Annotated in this window: 12 protein-coding genes and 1 riboswitch; of the genes, 5 read left to right on the top strand and 7 right to left on the bottom strand. The window is 63.8% G+C overall.

The features are described 5' to 3' along the window. Nucleotides 1-213: 213 nt before the first annotated feature. From ABIB24_RS25360 to ABIB24_RS25350, 3 genes are all read right to left on the bottom strand, one after another. The gene (locus ABIB24_RS25360) at nucleotides 214-2,538 is read right to left on the bottom strand and encodes a putative bifunctional diguanylate cyclase/phosphodiesterase (protein WP_354317515.1); all 2,325 of its coding nucleotides are present in this window, start codon (nucleotides 2,536-2,538) and stop codon (nucleotides 214-216) included. Nucleotides 2,539-2,620: 82 nt separating this feature from the next. Beyond that, complete coding sequence (locus ABIB24_RS25355; protein WP_354317513.1) at nucleotides 2,621-3,604, bottom strand: SCO family protein; 984 nt, start codon at nucleotides 3,602-3,604, stop codon at nucleotides 2,621-2,623. Nucleotides 3,605-3,761: 157 nt separating this feature from the next. After that, nucleotides 3,762-7,154, bottom strand: coding sequence for an Ig-like domain-containing protein (locus ABIB24_RS25350; protein ID WP_354317511.1), 3,393 nt, complete (start codon nucleotides 7,152-7,154; stop codon nucleotides 3,762-3,764). Between the two features lie 224 nt (nucleotides 7,155-7,378). Beyond that, a riboswitch (TPP riboswitch) is annotated at nucleotides 7,379-7,493 on the top strand. 78 nt (nucleotides 7,494-7,571) lie between these two features. Between ABIB24_RS25350 and ABIB24_RS25345 the strand changes: the two genes are divergently transcribed. From ABIB24_RS25345 to ABIB24_RS25330, 4 genes are all read left to right on the top strand, one after another. After that, a complete protein-coding gene (locus ABIB24_RS25345; RefSeq protein ID WP_354317510.1) occupies nucleotides 7,572-8,219 on the top strand; it encodes a TenA family protein in 648 nt (215 codons plus the stop codon). Continuing rightward, nucleotides 8,216-8,878, top strand: coding sequence for a thiaminase II (gene tenA / locus ABIB24_RS25340; RefSeq protein WP_354317508.1), 663 nt, complete (start codon nucleotides 8,216-8,218; stop codon nucleotides 8,876-8,878). Before ABIB24_RS25345 ends, tenA begins: the two co-directional genes overlap by 4 nt. Nucleotides 8,879-9,101: 223 nt before the next feature. Next, the gene (codA, locus tag ABIB24_RS25335) at nucleotides 9,102-10,343 is read left to right on the top strand and encodes a cytosine deaminase (RefSeq protein ID WP_354317506.1); all 1,242 of its coding nucleotides are present in this window, start codon (nucleotides 9,102-9,104) and stop codon (nucleotides 10,341-10,343) included. A 228-nt stretch (nucleotides 10,344-10,571) separates the two neighbouring features. Beyond that, nucleotides 10,572-11,564, top strand: a complete 993-nt coding sequence (locus tag ABIB24_RS25330; protein ID WP_137163896.1) for a DNA-binding protein — start codon at nucleotides 10,572-10,574, stop codon at nucleotides 11,562-11,564. A gap of 161 nt (nucleotides 11,565-11,725) precedes the next feature. Here the strand turns inward: ABIB24_RS25330 and ABIB24_RS25325 are convergent, their stop codons facing one another. Beyond that, a complete protein-coding gene (locus ABIB24_RS25325) occupies nucleotides 11,726-11,977 on the bottom strand; it encodes a hypothetical protein (RefSeq protein WP_075045200.1) in 252 nt (83 codons plus the stop codon). Between the two features lie 8 nt (nucleotides 11,978-11,985). After that, the gene (locus ABIB24_RS25320) at nucleotides 11,986-12,486 is read right to left on the bottom strand and encodes a DUF4142 domain-containing protein (protein ID WP_075045201.1); all 501 of its coding nucleotides are present in this window, start codon (nucleotides 12,484-12,486) and stop codon (nucleotides 11,986-11,988) included. A gap of 152 nt (nucleotides 12,487-12,638) precedes the next feature. On the opposite strand from ABIB24_RS25320, the gene ABIB24_RS25315 reads away from it, so the two are divergent. Beyond that, nucleotides 12,639-14,207 carry a sensor domain-containing diguanylate cyclase gene (locus ABIB24_RS25315; RefSeq protein ID WP_238066343.1) on the top strand — a complete coding sequence of 523 codons (1,569 nt, stop codon included), beginning with the start codon at nucleotides 12,639-12,641 and terminating at the stop codon, nucleotides 14,205-14,207. Nucleotides 14,208-14,539: 332 nt separating this feature from the next. Here the strand turns inward: ABIB24_RS25315 and ABIB24_RS25310 are convergent, their stop codons facing one another. Then, nucleotides 14,540-15,049, bottom strand: coding sequence for a GNAT family N-acetyltransferase (locus ABIB24_RS25310; RefSeq protein WP_025339069.1), 510 nt, complete (start codon nucleotides 15,047-15,049; stop codon nucleotides 14,540-14,542). A gap of 17 nt (nucleotides 15,050-15,066) precedes the next feature. Further along, nucleotides 15,067-15,780, bottom strand: coding sequence for an MgtC/SapB family protein (locus ABIB24_RS25305; protein WP_013972648.1), 714 nt, complete (start codon nucleotides 15,778-15,780; stop codon nucleotides 15,067-15,069). Nucleotides 15,781-16,022 lie beyond the last annotated feature (242 nt).

Below are 16,022 nucleotides of genomic sequence, written 5' to 3'. Positions count from 1 at the left end.
GTGCGGGGGCGAGTGGATGATGGGCACACGATAAACCGAAATGGGTTGCCTGTCCTGGCTGCGATGCTGGCGGGATTGTCGGGGGCGCTTTGCGCCCCTTTCGCGACACAAGGCCGCTCCCACAGGGTTGCGCTGCCTGCAGGTCCAGCGCTGTACCTGTGGGAGCGGCCTTGTGTCGCGATGGGCTGCGAAGCAGCCCCAATCTGGCTTGCGTTACACGCAGGCCTTGTCCTCGACACCGTTGAAGAGCGGGTAGTCACGCAACTGCGCCGGCGACAGCGGCCGGCTGAAGTGGTAGCCCTGGGCGATATCGCAGCCGGCAAGCTTCAGGCACACCACTTGTTCGCGGGTTTCCACGCCTTCGGCCACCACTTCCAGGCCCAGGCGTTTGGCAAGGATGATGGTGGACGACACGATCGGGCTGTCGTCGTGGCTGTTGGACAGCGGCGCAATCAGCGAGCGGTCGATCTTCAGTTTGCTCAGCGGCAGCGAGTGCAGGTGGGCGAAGCCGGCGTAGCCGCGGCCGAAATCGTCCAGGCTGATGCCCAGGCCAGCTTCGCGCAGGGTGTGCAGGTGCGCCACCGCCGTGCCTTCGGGGTCGAGGATGGTGGTTTCGGTGATTTCCAGCTCCAGCCGCTGCGGGGCGATGGCGTACTGCTGCAGTTTGCTCAATAGCCGTGCAGCGAAGTCCGCTTGGCGTAGCTGCAGGGCGGATACATTGACCGCCAGCCGTGTCTCCCGGCCCTGGGCGTCCCAACCCGACAAGGCCTCGCAGGCCAGGCGCAGCACCTCCCAGCCCAGCTCGACAATGAAGCCGCTGCGTTCGGCAAGGTCAATGAACCGGTCCGGGTACAGCAGGCCGAACTCGGGGTGGTCCCAGCGCACCAGCGCTTCGTAGCCCAGCACCTGCTGGGTGTCGAGGCGGATCTGTGGCTGGTAGTGCAGCACGAACTGGCGCTCGGCCAGGGCGCTGCCGAAGGCCTGTTCGAGGGTGAAGGCGTGAATGTCGGCCAGGTTCAGCGACGGGTCGAAGAAACGGTACTGGGCGCGCCCGGCCTGCTTGGCCGAGTACATCGCGGCATCAGCACTGCGGATCAGGCTGTCGATGTCCTGGCCATCGCGCGGGCAGATGCTCACGCCCACGCTGGGGCTGGTGTTGACCTCCTGGCCGTCCAGCGCGTAGGTGGCCGACAGCTTCTGCACCAGTACGCGGACCCAGGCATTGATCTGTTCCTCGCTGCGCTCGCCGGCCAGCAGCACCACGAACTCGTCGCCACCAAAGCGCGAAGCCTCGTCGCCTGGCTCCAGCAGACGCTGGATACGCCCGGCCACGGCCTGCAGCAGCAGGTCGCCGACCTTGTGCCCGAGCGAGTCGTTGATCGACTTGAAACGGTCCATGTCGATGAACAGGATCGCCATCAGCCGGCGCTTGCCGCGTTGCCGGGTCAGCGCCTGGCTGGCCACCTCGACGAACTGGCGCCGGTTGTGCAGGCCGCTGAGGTGGTCGGTGGCCGCGGCATGGCTGCTGCGCCGGTGTTCGTCCTCGAGGCGGCCGATCAACTGCTGGTTGACCTGCTGCGCCTGTTCCAGTGCGTTGAAGGCCTCCTGGCGCTTGCGCAACAGGCGCAAGGTCCACAGCAGGCTGGCGAGGATCATCAGGGTCATGCTCAGGTTCAGCCAGAACTGCCGGGAATAGGCCAGCGTCGAAGGCGCGAGGATTTCGTCCTGGCGCTGGCTGACCACCACGCTGAAACCCCGCTCGGGCAGGCGCCGGTACAGGCTTTGGTACGGGTCGCCGGCTGCGTACTGGGTCAGCATGCCTGCATCACTGCCGCTGTCCGGCAGCCCGGGCAGCAGGGCGTCGCCGGCCACCACCACGCCGCTGCTATCGATGCGCAACCGCTCCAGGCCGTCATCCTGCAACAGGCGCACCAGCCCGCTGCTGCCCAGGTCGATGTGCTGTAGCAGCACCGCCAGGTAGCCGATGTCCAGCTGCACCACCAGGATATTGTCGATTTCGCCGCCGGGCAGGTTGGTCAGCGGCAGCAGGAAGGGCAGGTGCCAGTTGGGCAGGGTGGCCGGTTGGCCGGGGGGCTGCACGCTGGGCAGGAACGGTTTAAAGCCGTAGCGGGCAACGTGCCGCTGCAGCTGGCGCAACCAGTCTTCGGGCAGCTCGGCAGCCTCGTCGGCATGGCTGGCCGACAACAGCCGGCCTTGCCGGTCATACAGGCTCATGCGCTTGAATGCCGGGTCTTCGGCAAGCATCCGCGCCAGGCTGGCGCTGCCCTGGCGCAGCACCTTCATGTCGTCCTGGGTGACCCGGCCCACGGCTTGGGCGCGATCCACCAGCTGGCGCAGGCTCTCGCCGACGATACTGGCCAGGTTCAGGTGCTCGGCGGCCTTGGCCGACAGCGCGTCCTGGCGGGCGGCGGCCTTCTGCGAAACGTGCAGCCCCCAGAGAAAGGCCAGGGTGGCTGCACAGAGCATCAGGATCAGCAGCCGCAGAAGGCTGGCGGATGAAAGCGAACGGCGAATCACTGCTGATAGTTCCCGACCCTGGGTGATGGTCGAAAAAATACGACAGTAAGATGACAGCCTAATGACTGATGGCTAATTGCCTTTAAGGATTGCCCTTATCGGCCAGGGGCGTCTGCAGGCGCGCGGTTTCTTCCTCCATGTAACTCATCAGCGCGCTGACTTCGGTATCGCCCAGGCGCATGTTGGGCATGGCCACGCGGTTGTACTGTTCGTACAGCAGCATGGCCAAGGGGTCTTTCTGGGCCAGCATCAGGTCGGGCTCCTTCAGCCAGCGGGTCAGCCAGTTGGCATCACGCTGGCGGGTCACGCCCAGCAGGTCGGGGCCGATGCCGGGTTGCCCTGGTTCGGCGTTGCCCAGGGTGTGGCAGGACGAGCAACGGGTACGGAACAGCTGCTCGCCACTGCTGGGGGCGCGCACCTCGGGAGCCTGCGCGTAGTCGTTGGCCATGGCGCTGGCCTGTTTCCAGTTGTGCAGGCTGTTGCCCAGGCGGTCGGCGAGGATATACGGGCTTTCAAAGGGCGAGGCTTTCATCCAGCGGCCGGTGGCCTGGTTGCCGATGATCAGGCTCAGGTTGTGGTCTTTTGAGCGGCCGTTTTCCAGGCCATCGATGTACAGGCCCAGGCTGCGGCGCAATTGTTCGATATCGGCTGGCTCGCCGGTGAGCAGCGTCCAGCCGGGGCCGATACCGAACTTTTCGGCGTAGCGCTTGAGGGTGGCGGGGGTGTCGTTGTAGGGGTCGATGCTGATGGAGTAGAGGAAGATGTCCTTGCCGACCCGGTCACCGAGGATTTTCTGTACCTGGCGCAGGCGGGCGGTTTCCACCGGGCAGGAATCGGAGCAGCCGGTGAAGATGAAGTTGATGGCGACCACCTTGTTTTTGATCAGGTCGTCGAAGAAATGCACCTTTTCACCGTCCTGGGTGAGCAGCGGGATGTTGGGGAAGTAGTCGGCACCCCAGGGCGTTGCAGCTTCCTCGGCCACGGGTTGCTGTGGTTGCAACGGCCAGAACGGGATGCTGGCGGCGAACAGCGAGAGCACCAGCAGGAAACGCCATGAGCCGGACATGATGCGGTCCTCGTCGATAACGGTATTGGGGGCTGCCCTGCAGCCCTATCGCCGGCAAGCCAGCTCTCACAGGTACTGCACAAGGCTTGGAGCCGATGCGGTCGAGGTGGGAGCTGGCTTGCCAGCGAGGGGCCGCATGGCGGCCCCCGCTTTTCGGTTACCTGATGCTGACCGGCGCCGTCACGCTCTGCCCCAGTGCCGATTTCACGGTCACGGTTGCTGGTGTGGCAGGGCCGCTGCCGGTGGTGGTGGTCGACAACCTCCAACGGGCGCCGCTGCTAGTGGCACTGAGCGTGGCCGTGCCCAGCAGCAGCGGGCCACTGGTGGTAGCCGCCGTCACGGTAATGCTGTTGCCGGTGGCCACCGTGGTGGTGCCCGAAATGTCCCAGGTAAAGCGGTTGCCGCTGCGCACCTGCACCGTGGCACTGGTGACCTGGATCTGGTCGACCGCCGCTGCCGGGCTCACCGCAATGCTGACCGTGGCCGGGGCCACCGATTCGGCGCCCTTGGCATCACGAGCCGAGTAGTTGAAGCTGGCGGTGAACGCTGTGGTTACCGTGGCCGGTGGGGCGTAGGTGACCGTTGTGCCGTCGGTACTGGTAGCGCCCTGGCCGGAGCTCGGCTGGCTGAGGCCGACGACGGTCAACGGCAGGTTGTTTTCCGGATCGGTGTCGTTGGCCAGCACGTTCAGGGTGATCTGCTTGCCTGCCGTGGTAGCCGCGCTGTCGTTGGCCGCGACCGGCGGTTTGTTGGCCGGGTCGTCGTCATCATGGTCTTTGGTGCGGAAGGTCGGCAGGCCAACCGAAGCCACGTACTCCACGCCATCCCAACCCGGCAGCGGGGTCGGCATCACCTGGAACTGGCCTGGGTGTTCCAGGTCCCAGCGCAGCAGCATCGACGAGTCCTCATGCTGGGTGTTGTGGCAGTGTTCCATGTAGGTCCCGGCAAACTCGCGGAAGCGCAGGGCCACTTCCACTTCTTCCGAAGAATCGATATCCGGCCCGATGCGATACACATCCTTGCGCGCCCATTTTTCCCATTCTGGCGGGGCCTTGCCATCGCGGCTGAGGATCACACCTTCCTCGAAGTGCACATGCACCGGGTGGCTCCAGCCATTGCCGCCGTTGATGATCTTCCACACTTCCAGGGTGCCGTCGCCGCTGAAGCCACCGTCGGTGGACTGCTGGGCCAACTGTGGCGCCACGTTGATGCGCCGTGGGTCCATGGAATAGCCGAAGCCGCCATCGGTCTTGATGGTCCAGGGCTGGGTGTCGGTGCCGTCGGAGCGACCGAAGATGAACTCGCGGTGGCGGGCATCCTTGAGCTTGGTCTGGTCGGTGGCCGAGTTGCGGTCTATCGGCAGCGGCAGCATTTTCAGGCCTTCGGCCTTGCCCGGTTTGGCCGGCTCATAGGCAACCGGGTCCATGCTCAGGTCCTGGCCACTGTAGGGCTGAACCACGAACTGCATGAACTTGCCGATCGCCGGGTCGCCGCTGTCCCACTCAGGCCCGTTGCTGGTCTGCTTGATCACCGCCTTGTATTTTTCCGACAGCACATCGGCCAGGGCAATGGCACCTTCCGGGCCCTTGCCGCTCTGATGTTCCTCCAGGTTGACCAGGTACAGCTTGTCGCCGACCTTGATGCCGTGTTTGGCGAAGTTGATGATGATGTCGTACCGCTCGGCGATGCCCTGCAGCGGCAGGACGCCGTTGTTGTCCTGCAGGTTGCCGTCACCGTTGAGGTCCATGGTGCCGTCGAACGGCACGGTGTGTTCCATGATGTTGCCGTCGTTGGCGATCATGTGGAACGGTACCCGCGCATACGACAGGTTGGAGCCGGTGGGCCCTTTGAACTCGCCGCTGTTGCCGGCAATCTCCCGCACGACGGCAAGCTTCAGGTAGCGCGACACCGAGCCGTTGAGGATACGGAAGCGATAGCTGCGCGCGCGTACCTTGAGCGTTGGCCGGTACTGCCAGTTGACCAGGATCTGGTCGCCGAGGAAGCCGTCGGTGTTGAACGGGTTGAACCACAGCTGGCCGTTGGTATCCCAGGCCTTGTCGGCGATCACCAGGTTGACGTCGTAGTCGCGGTTACCCCACGGCATGCCCGAGCCACTGGGGAAACGCAGGTTGACGCCATCCTGCAGGGCCTCGTTGCCGCGGTCCAGGGCGCTGTAGTAGTTCATCATCACGGCGTTGCCTTTGTAGACGTTCTGCGCCGTGAAATCCATCATGTGGTCGTGGAACCAGTGGGTGCTCATGGTTTCGCGCCAGTCACCACGGATCTTGATGCTGCCGTTCTGGCAGGTTTTCAGGCCGGGATTGGCATCGTTGACGAACAAGGTTTCGCCCGCCGAGCAAGGGAACGCAGCGCGTGGGTCTTCGGCACGGGTGTTGATGGTGTCGTAGCCGGCCAGTTGCAGTGGCCAGCGGTAATCGTAGTACTGCCCCGGGAAGAAGTAGGCGTTTGCATAGCCATCGCTTTCGGCCGGGGAGTGGCCGTTGTGCTCGTGGGTGGAGAGGGTGTGCAGACCAAAGCCGTTGTTGGCCGCAGGGTCGATCGGCAGGGCGTTGTAATGGCGCATCAGGATCGGCTGGCCATAACGCACCATCAGCAGCTTGGGCGGGAAGGTGCCGTCGAAGGTCCACAGTGACTTGTGGTTCTGCAGCGGCATTTTTGGGTGGAAGCGGGTGTCGATGCCCTTGGTGGTGCCCAGCGTGTTCGGGATGTCGGAGGTCTGGTAGTACAGGCCACCCGGGGCGAACTCGCCGACCGCATAGTTGTGCAGTTGCTTGCGGTCACGCAGGCCGAGGTTGATGCGCGCACCGGCCTGGGCGGTCTTGAACCCCGCCTGCGGGTAGAACTCGTTCCAGCGCTGGTGCGACCAGCCTTTTCCTGGTGGCCGGCCTTCCGCCGGCGAACCGACCGGTTGGCGGTTGAGGAACATCTCGATTTGCGCCTTCCACGGGTTGCGGTCCAGCACGTTGGAATACTGGGTCGGGAACGGGTACAGGCCCGGCTGTTTGAGGAAGGCTTCCAGGGCCGTGCCGCTAGGGCCGCTGCGGGCCACCACATTAGGGTCCTGCGCCGGTGCTGCGCCCAAGGTGGGCACCGGGAAGGTCAGGGGCGGCGGCGGCAACGTGGGGTCGAGTTTTTCCGTGCCGAATTCCTCGAACAGCAGTAACTGCTGGGTAAACGGCAGCGCCCCGAACAAAGGGCTGGGCTTGCCGTTGGTGGGGTATTTTTCCCCGGTTTGCAGGGCCGGTGGCAACACGTTGTTTGCGCTTACCGTGTTGCGGTCACCGTACCCGCCATCGGTCAGTTCGAGTGAGCCTTGATTCGCCTCTGGCATGCTATAGAGGTCCAGCAAGGGCTGGGTCGGGTCAGCCGGCTGATCAGTGTAGGCCGACGGGTCGGTCGGCGGGGGCATGCTGTTGTCGTCCATGGGCGCCGCTGTCGCCGTGACCAGCCCAAGGCCGAGCATCAGCGTAGCGATGGTGGACAGCTGGAATGCATGCCTGGCAGGGTGGATCACGGCAGGTGTTTTCATTGCCTTGCGCCTCATTTGCGACATCATGGCTTTTTGCCCGTTTCTGGGGCTCGAGCAACGGGTGTGCCAACCCAAATACGAGGAATATGTTTCTAAACAAATCCTTGTGGCGCCTGATGCGCGCTAAATACCATGGCGTCAAAAATGGGTGAGGGGTCCCCACTAGTGGGTCACCCATTCCCCCAGATTGGTGGTGACAGCAGCGGCGCCCTGGGGTATACCTGAGCGCCACCAAGGGGAGCCCGGCATCGGGCTGAGAAACCGCTGGATGCTGCAGCGCGGTGACCCTTCGAACCTGATCCGGATCATGCCGGCGAAGGGATGGGACTTCAAACCTGCCTTTTTGCCGGCCTCACTGCGAGGCCCGTCCATGCCAACCATCGCGGTCTCGCTGTCACCCTCATCAAGGACAGCAACATGACCGAACGCTTCAGCCAGTCCCTGCGCCGCGGCAGCGAGCCGACCTGGTCGGCGGCCGTTGGCCACCGCTTCGTCACCCAATTGTGCGACGGCAGCCTGCCGGACCCGATCATGGTCGACTACCTGGTGCAGGACCACCGCTTCCTCGACAGCTTCCTGACCCTGCTGGGCGCGGCCATCGCCACCGCCGACACCTTCGAGGCGCGCCTGCGCTTCGGTCGTTTTGCCGGGATGATCTCCAGTGACGAGAACACCTACTTCCTGCGCGCCTTCGAGGCCCTGGGGGTAAGCCCCGCGCAACGCAGCGAACCGGCCGACACCGTGCCAACCGCAGGCTTCAACGCGATCATGCGCGAAGCGGCGGCTACCCGGTCCTATGCGGCCGCGCTGGCGGTGCTCAACGTCGCCGAAGGCCTGTACCTGGACTGGGCGCTGAAGGCGCCAGAACCGATGCCGGACAACTTCGTCCACGCCGAATGGATCACCCTGCACGACAACCCGGCATTCCAGGATTTCGTTGCCTTCCTGCAAGCCGAACTCGACCGCGTCGGCCCGCAGGAAGCCGCGCTGGCGGCTGACTTCTACCAGCGCACCGTGGCGCTGGAACTGGCCTTCTTCGATGCCGTCTACCCGGAGGACAAATGAGCATGGATATCTTCGACCGCCTCAAGGCTGCCGCCACGCCGCAGTGGAACAGCTATGTCGACCACGAATTCGTGCGCCAGATGGGCGAGGGTACGCTGAGCGAAGCCGCCTTCCGCACCTACCTGGTACAGGATTACCTGTTCCTCATCCAGTTCGCCCGCGCCTGGGCGCTGGCCGCCTACAAGAGCCGACGCCCGGCCGACATCCGCGCCGCGCAGGCCGGGCTGGCGGCGATTCTGGATGAAACCGAGCTGCACTTGCGCCTGTGCGCACGCTGGGGCCTGACCCAGGCGGATATCGAAGCCGTGCCAGAACACCAGGCCACGGTTGCCTATACCCGCTATGTGCTGGACTGCGGTGCCGCGGGTGACCTGCTGGAGTTGCATGTGGCCTTGGCGCCTTGCGTGATCGGCTACGCCGAGATTGGCCGGGCGCTGTCCGAGCGCATTGGCGATCTGAGCAATCACCCGTACCGCGAGTGGATCGCCGAGTATGCCGGTGAAGGCTACCAGGGTGTCGCCACCGCGGCGCGCAAGCATCTGGACGAGCTGGCAGCGCGGAGCATGACCGAGCAACGGTTTGCTGAACTGGTGGGGATTTTCGGCCAGGCGTCCAGCCTGGAGGCGGACTTCTGGCAGATGGGCTTGGCTAGCCAGTAACGCACTGCATGGCCCTGCGCGAGCTCTTGTAGGAGCGGCCTTGTGTCGCGAAAGGGCTGCGAAGCAGCCCCAGCAATTTGTGCATCTGCGCTGAAATCCTGGGGCTGCTTCGCAGCCCTTTCGCGACACAAGGCCGCTCCTACAAAGGTCCGCGCTAACCGGGCAGATGAGATTTCGGCCACTATGCTGGTAGGGCCACCCGCAAAGCCCAGGGAGAAGCATCATGAACATCATCAACGCACGCCTGCGCGGCAAGCCCGGCCTGTTCCGCATCGAGCTCAGCGGCGAACGCATTGCCGCCATCGAGCCCCAGGCCGAAGGGGTAGCGACGCGCGCTGCCGATGACCTGGATGCCGGGCAAAACCTGGTGGTGGCGCCCTTCATCGAACCGCACATCCACCTGGACGCCACGCTCACAGCCGGAGAGCCGCGCTGGAACATGAGCGGCACCTTGTTCGAAGGCATCGAGCGCTGGGCCGAGCGCAAGGCGATCACCACCCACGACGACATCAAGACCCGCGCGAAAAAGACCATCGGCATGCTGGTGGACCATGGCATCCAGCATGTACGTACCCATGTCGATGTCACCGACCCCACCTTGACTGCGCTGAAGGCCATGGTCGAAGTGCGTGACGAAGTACGCCACCTGCTCGACCTGCAGATCGTCGCATTCCCCCAGGAGGGTATCGAGTCTTATGCCAACGGCCGGGCGCTGATGGCCGAAGCGGTTGCCATCGGTGCCGACGTGGTTGGCGGCATTCCGCATTTCGAGAACACCCGCGACCAGGGCGTGTCGTCGGTCAAGTTCCTGATGGACCTGGCCGAGCGTACCGGCTGCCTGGTGGATGTGCATTGCGACGAGACCGACGACCCGCAGTCGCGCTTTCTCGAAGTGCTGGCCGAAGAGGCGCGGGTGCGCGGCATGGGCGCCCGGGTGACAGCCAGCCATACCGTGGCCATGGGCTCGTACGACAATGCCTACTGCTACAAGCTGTTCCGCCTGCTAAAGCAGTCGGGTATCAATTTCGTGTCCTGCCCGACCGAGAGCATTCACCTGCAAGGGCGTTTCGACAACTACCCGAAACGCCGCGGCGTCACCCGCGTGGCCGAACTCGACCGGGCCGGGATGAACGTGTGCTTTGGCCAGGATTCCATCGTCGACCCTTGGTACCCGCTGGGCAACGGCAACATCCTGCGTATTCTCGAGGCCGGCCTGCACATCTGCCACATGCTTGGCTACGAAGACCTGCAGCGCTGCCTGGACCTGATCACCGACAACAGCGCCCGCACCCTGAACCTGGGCGAGCGCTACGGCATCGAAGTGGGGCGGCCGGCCAACCTGTTGCTGCTGTCGGCGCCGGACGATTACGAAATGGTGCGCAGCCAGGGGCATGCGCTGGTGTCAGTACGCAACGGCAAGGTGCTGATGCGTAGAACGCCTGCCAGGGTTGAACACTACACCTGACGCTCCCTGCGTCAGCATTCTGCAGCGCCCCGCCGGCTTGAAGCCGAGCGGGGCGTTTTGCTGTCTGGCGTACTGTTTTATTCCCTTGCACGGCCCTCATGAACCACTCACATGCGATAAGCCGTGATTATTCCACCATAGGAAATGTTTGCATGGGCAATGGCATGTCTCCATAATTGGTACGTAATTACATGGTACATAACACGTTACAAAATCGTAGGAGCAAGCATGGCCCGGGGCGGTATCAACAAGGTTGTAGTGCAGCAGGCGCGTCAGGCGCTGATTGCCCGAGGCGAGAACCCCAGCATCGATGCCATACGTATCGAACTGGGCAACACCGGCTCCAAGACCACGATTCACCGTTACCTGAAAGAGTTGAATGGCCAGCAGCCTGTGGCCGCCGAGGGCGGCATTGCGCTGAGCGACGTGCTGAGCCGAATGGTCGGGCAGCTGGCAACCCAGTTGCAGGACGAGGCCGACCTGAAGATCGAGCAGGCCGAAAGCGCCTTCACTCGACAGCGCGAACAACTGGAGGCGCAGCTGGCGATTGCCCAGCAGGCACTGGCTGCGGCGCATCAGCAGCATCAGATCGACGCGGCCGCGCTGGCGGCCGAATCGGAGAAACTGCTCTCCACCCAAAGCACCCTGCAGGCCGAACAGCTGCGCAGTGCCAGCCTCAACCAATCGCTGGGCGAGCTGCAGGTGCGCCTGGCCGACAAGGACGAGCAGGTCAAATCACTGGAAGACAAGCACCGTCATGCCCGCGATGCGCTGGAACACTACCGCAACGCCAGCCGCGAACAGCGTGAACAGGAACAGCGCCGCCACGAAGCGCAACTGCAACAGTTGCAGGTGGAAGTACGCCAACTGCAGCAGGGCATGATCGTCAAGCAGGACGAGCTGACCCGCCTGCACCGCGACAACGAGCGCTTGCTGGGTGAGCATCGCCAGGCTGCCAGCGCCTGCAGGGCGCAGGATGAATTACTGGAACAGCGTGATGCGCAGATCCAGGGCTTGCGCACGATCCTGGCCCAGGCGCAGGGTGCCAGCGAGGAAATGCGTCGGCAGCTGGATGTGCAGGCCCAGAATCTGGAGGCCAGGCGCGACTTGTGCACGGAACAGGCTCGCCAGTTGCAGCAGCTTGAAGAGCAGCTCAAGGCGCGAGACGAGGCGTTGCACCAGTGTCAGTCGCAGTTGTCTGCCGCCAACGCGGCGCAGTAGCTGCGAAGAGGCCCTGTGGGAGCGGGCATGCCCGCGAACCGGCGTAGCCGGTGCCATACACCGCGCTGGGCCCTTCGCGGGCACGCCCGCTCCCACAGGGAATGTGACACGCTCTCGAACCTTGTTCCCTGTGCGACAAGGTTGGGCGGGAGGGAGAGCGCTCAGTCTTCGGCTTGTCTGGCTGCCTCCACGCCCGCAGCCGAGAGTTTGATGGGGTAGTTCACACTGATCTGGTGGTCGCTGCTCACCGCCACGCTGCCATCCTGAATCAAACCGGCCTCCTGCAGCGTCTTGAGCATACCGGCCACGGCCTTCTCGCCCCGGTAGTTGTCCAGCACTTCCTTGCCGAGACCCTGGGGGTGAGCATGCAGCAGGCGAGTCAGCACTTCGGCTTTCAATGCATCGTTACTCATGGCGGCCCTCACTTGGCGTGTTTGGCCTGAAGCGCCTTGGCATGCTCCAGATGCTGTTCTAGCTTGGGCAGGGTTTCGCTGGCAAAGGCCTTCAATTCAGCCTTGTCAGAAGATGCCGCTTCCTTCTTGAACAGCTCCACTGCCTTTTCGTGAGCGTCGACCTGGTTGTTGACGTAGGACTTGTCAAACGACTCCTCCCGCCATTCCAGGATCATTTTCTTGACCTTGTCGGTTATTGCCGCCTCATCGGGTACGGATATATCGAGCTTGCGAGCGATGTCGCCGAGTTTCTGATTGGCCTGGGTGTGGTCGGTGACCATCTGCTGGGCGAAGGTCTTGATTTCGGCATTCTGAGTTTTTTCCAAAGCCAGCTTGCCGGTGACCACTTCGGCAATACCGGCCTCGGTGGCCGCTTCGACGAAGTCATCGGAACTCGCCGCCATCGCGTGTACCGATGCCAGGCCCAACACCATCGAAAAACCGACGCGCTTGATGAAGAGACTGCTCATGCTTCACTCCTTAAACCGTGGCGCGACCTCAGTGTCGCGTACGGTTGAGGGTGAATGGGCGGCAAAGGTTTAATCTTTTTCCTGGCCGGCTGCGCCCAGGTGGTGCTGAACTATAGTGAAGGGCGGCGAAGGCGGTGTGGCTAGGGATTTCAATGTGTGCAGCCAGGAAACAGGATGAAGACGGATTCTTCGCGATAACAGGCGAGGGCCGCGCCGTGGCGCTGTTCCGCCTGGTACTGGCGTTCATGCTGGTGGTGATGCTGGCCTTCGTCGTGGTGGAAGGCTGGCGTATTTGGCGCGACTACCGGCACGCCTTCACCAACGCCGAAAACATGGTCACCAACCTGGCCCGGGCCACGGCGCAGCATGCCGAAGACGCCATCCGCCAGGTCGACGCAATTACCGCGGCGCTGGCCGAGCGCCTGGAAGGCGACGGCTTCGAGCACATCGACCGGCCGCGTCTGCATACCTTGCTGGTGCAGCAGAAAAGCATCATGCCGCAGTTGCACGGGTTGTTCGTGTATGGCCCGGATGGCAGCTGGATCGTGACCGACCAGGCGGTAGTCCCGCCCAATGCCAACAATGCCGACCGCGACTACTTCATCTACCACCGCGACCATACCGACCGTGGGGTACACATCGGTTCGGTGGTGCGCAGCCGTTCCACTGGCGACCTGATCATCCCCATTTCACGGCGCCTGCAATATGCCGATGGCAGCTTCGCCGGGGTGTTGCTGGGCACCATCAAGGTGGAGTGGTTCGTGCGTTACTACGGCGACTTCAAGATCGACGAACGTGGCGCGCTGGTGCTGGCCAAGCGCGACGGCACCATCCTGGTACGGCGGCCGTTCGTCGAGCAGGTGGTGGGCCGCAGCCTGAGCAGCAGCGAGATCTTCCGCAAGCACCTGCCGTATGCAAGCGAAGGGGTGGCCGAGGCGGTCGCCGTGGTGGACGGCACGCCACGGCTGTATGGCTTTCGCGCGCTGGGCAGCTACCCGTTGGTAGTGGAGGCGGGTTTGTCGCGGGAGTCGATCGTCGCGCCCTGGCGGCACGATGCGATCAAGTCGGTGGCGGTCTTGCTGCTGTTGCTGGTGGGGTTGGCGGCCTTTGGTGGCGTGGTGTTGCGCCAGTTGCGCGAGCGTATCGTCATCGAGCGGGCGCTGCACCAGGCACACCAGACCCTGAAGGCCCTGGCACTGACCGACAGCCTGACCGGCCTGGGTAACCGCCGGCGGCTGGATGCAGTGTTCGAGCCGGAGCTACGCCGGGCGCGACGCCAGGGCTATCCGCTGGCGCTGGTGATGCTCGACCTGGATTACTTCAAGGCCTACAACGACCGATACGGGCATCCCGCGGGCGACCAGTGTCTGCGGCGCTTTGCCGAGGTGCTGCAGCAGGCACTGAAGCGGCCGGCCGACCTGGCTGTACGCTATGGCGGCGAGGAGTTCACATTGCTGCTGCCTGATACCGATGTTCGCGGGGCGGAACTGCTGGTGCAGGAAGTGCAACAGCTGTTGCGTCGGCAGCCGCTGGAGCATGCGGGCAGCCCACTGGGGCGGGTGTCGTTCAGTGCGGGGATTGCCGTGGGTGACCTGGCGCGGGAGGGAGTGACGGCCGAGCGCCTGATGGCGGCAGCGGATGCGGCGCTGTACCAAGCCAAGCGCCAGGGGCGGGATGGGTATTGTGTGGCAGAAAGTTCGGTGGTGAGTGTAGATGAATGAAGGCCCCGGGTTGCCTGCACCGGCCCCATCGCCGGCAAGCCAGCTCCCACGGGTACAGCGTTGATCTCTAGGTTTTCGCTGTACCTGTGGGAGCGGCCTTGTGTCGCGAAAGGGCCGCAACGCGGCCCCAGGATTGATGCGCAATAGTTGAAATTGCTGGGGCTGCTTTGCAGCCCTTTCGCGACACAAGGCCGCTCCCACAGGGAATCGCGCCAACTTTTAGAATTTGAGCAAGACAGTTGCTCCCACAGGGACCGCGCAGTGCCAAAGAGATGCACATTACCTGTGGGAGCTGGCTTGCCGGCGATGGGCTGCAAAGCAGCCCCGGGGGTCTAGTTATCTACGCCAAGGCGCATCGCACAACGGCCCTCAAGCCCATGAGCACGCTCCTCGGCCAGAATCTGCTGCAAGCGTGCATCCAGCAGCCCCTCATCAATCACCTCGAACCCCAACCGCGCATAGAACGGCGCATTCCACGGCACATCGGCAAAGGTGGTCAAGGTCAGCTCCCGCACCCCCGCCTGGCGCGCCGCATCGGCCACCTGCTGCAGCAGCTTGCGCCCGACGCCTTGCCCCTGGGCCTCCCGACGCACCGAAACTTCATGAAGATGCAGCGCCTGATCCTCGAACCGGGCACAGGCAAACCCCAGAATGCGCCCATCCGGCCCCTCGGCCACCCAGCTCCCGCCAGCTTCGACAAATGCCTGATGGGTGCCGCAGTCCATCACATCTCCTTGCGCCAGCCATGCCAGCGCCGGCCGGGCGGCAAAGGCCTGGGCAGCCGAGCGTTCGACGCCCGGCAGCCATTGAATGTCTTGCTCGAGGGTAGGGCGAATGCGCATGAAGAAGTCCTTTCGTTCTAGTCTGCCGCCAGCACCTGCGGCTGCAATTGCCAGCGCACCGAGCTTACACCTTTCTCCAGGCTGACCCGGCTGACCAACCGCTCCAGTTGTGCTGGTGCCTGCGCGGTGCCGAGCAGTTCGGCGCGTACTTCCAGGCGTGCGGGGTTCGCCAGGTCTTCGCTGTGCAGTGACTGCAGGCGCAGCTGCGGGTCGCCCAGGCTATGCAACATCAGGCTGCGGACCTGGATCTCGTCCTCGGCGCGGCAGACGATGCGCACCTCGAAGTGCTGTTCCACCTCGCTGGCCGGCACCACTTCCTGGCGGTCCAGGCGCTGGGCAATGTCACGCAACAGGATATTGGCACACAGCACCACCAGGCTACCCAGCGTCGCTTCCAGCAGCAGCCCGAGGCTGCACAGCACGCCGACCGCGGCCGTGCACCACAGCGTGGCGGCGGTGTTCAGGCCACGTACGTTGAACCCGTCGCGCATGATCACGCCGCCACCAAGAAAACCGATGCCCGATACCACGTACGCGGCGATACGCGACGCATCGGTGGGCGCCATGCCCGGCACCGCCTGGGTCATCAGCACGAACAGGCAGGCACCGGTGCTGACCAGTGCATTGGTGCGCAGCCCGGTCAGGCGCTGGCGCAGTTGACGTTCGGCGCCGATCAGCGCCCCCAGCAGCAGGGCGATGCTGACACGCAGCAGAAATACTTTCCAATCCATAGCAAACCTCTTCCACGGGCACACGCCCGCAAGAACGCCATCAGCTGGCGCGGTTGAAAAACCAGAAAATGCGCAGGACCACGAAGGGGGAGGAAGAAGAGGGGGATTACAAGAAACCACCGTCTTGCCAGGCCGGCCAGACAGTGCAGAGACACTGCCGGACTAGCGCGCCACGTGGGCCTGTCGCATGCGACTGGGGCTACTGTCCAATGCAGGTCTCCTGTTCAGGGATGCAAAATTGC

This window comes from Pseudomonas sp. UYEF17, from assembly GCF_040546125.1.
Taxonomy (GTDB): Bacteria; Pseudomonadota; Gammaproteobacteria; order Pseudomonadales; family Pseudomonadaceae; genus Aquipseudomonas; species Aquipseudomonas putida_Z.
This window is presented reverse-complemented; position numbering and strand designations above follow the sequence as displayed.

Bases quoted from the DNA above. Each gene is read 5' to 3' on its own strand.
- ABIB24_RS25325 (WP_075045200.1), bottom strand. From the start codon at position 11,977: ATGAGTAACGATGCATTGAAAGCCGAAGTGCTGACTCGCCTGCTGCAT.
- ABIB24_RS25305 (WP_013972648.1), bottom strand. From the start codon at position 15,780: ATGGATTGGAAAGTATTTCTGCTGCGTGTCAGCATCGCCCTGCTGCTG.
- ABIB24_RS25345 (WP_354317510.1), top strand. From the start codon at position 7,572: ATGACCGAACGCTTCAGCCAGTCCCTGCGCCGCGGCAGCGAGCCGACC.
- codA (WP_354317506.1), top strand. From the start codon at position 9,102: ATGAACATCATCAACGCACGCCTGCGCGGCAAGCCCGGCCTGTTCCGC.
- ABIB24_RS25350 (WP_354317511.1), bottom strand. From the start codon at position 7,154: ATGAAAACACCTGCCGTGATCCACCCTGCCAGGCATGCATTCCAGCTG.
- ABIB24_RS25310 (WP_025339069.1), bottom strand. From the start codon at position 15,049: ATGCGCATTCGCCCTACCCTCGAGCAAGACATTCAATGGCTGCCGGGC.
- ABIB24_RS25355 (WP_354317513.1), bottom strand. From the start codon at position 3,604: ATGTCCGGCTCATGGCGTTTCCTGCTGGTGCTCTCGCTGTTCGCCGCC.
- ABIB24_RS25320 (WP_075045201.1), bottom strand. From the start codon at position 12,486: ATGAGCAGTCTCTTCATCAAGCGCGTCGGTTTTTCGATGGTGTTGGGC.
- ABIB24_RS25330 (WP_137163896.1), top strand. From the start codon at position 10,572: ATGGCCCGGGGCGGTATCAACAAGGTTGTAGTGCAGCAGGCGCGTCAG.
- ABIB24_RS25315 (WP_238066343.1), top strand. From the start codon at position 12,639: ATGTGTGCAGCCAGGAAACAGGATGAAGACGGATTCTTCGCGATAACA.
- tenA (WP_354317508.1), top strand. From the start codon at position 8,216: ATGAGCATGGATATCTTCGACCGCCTCAAGGCTGCCGCCACGCCGCAG.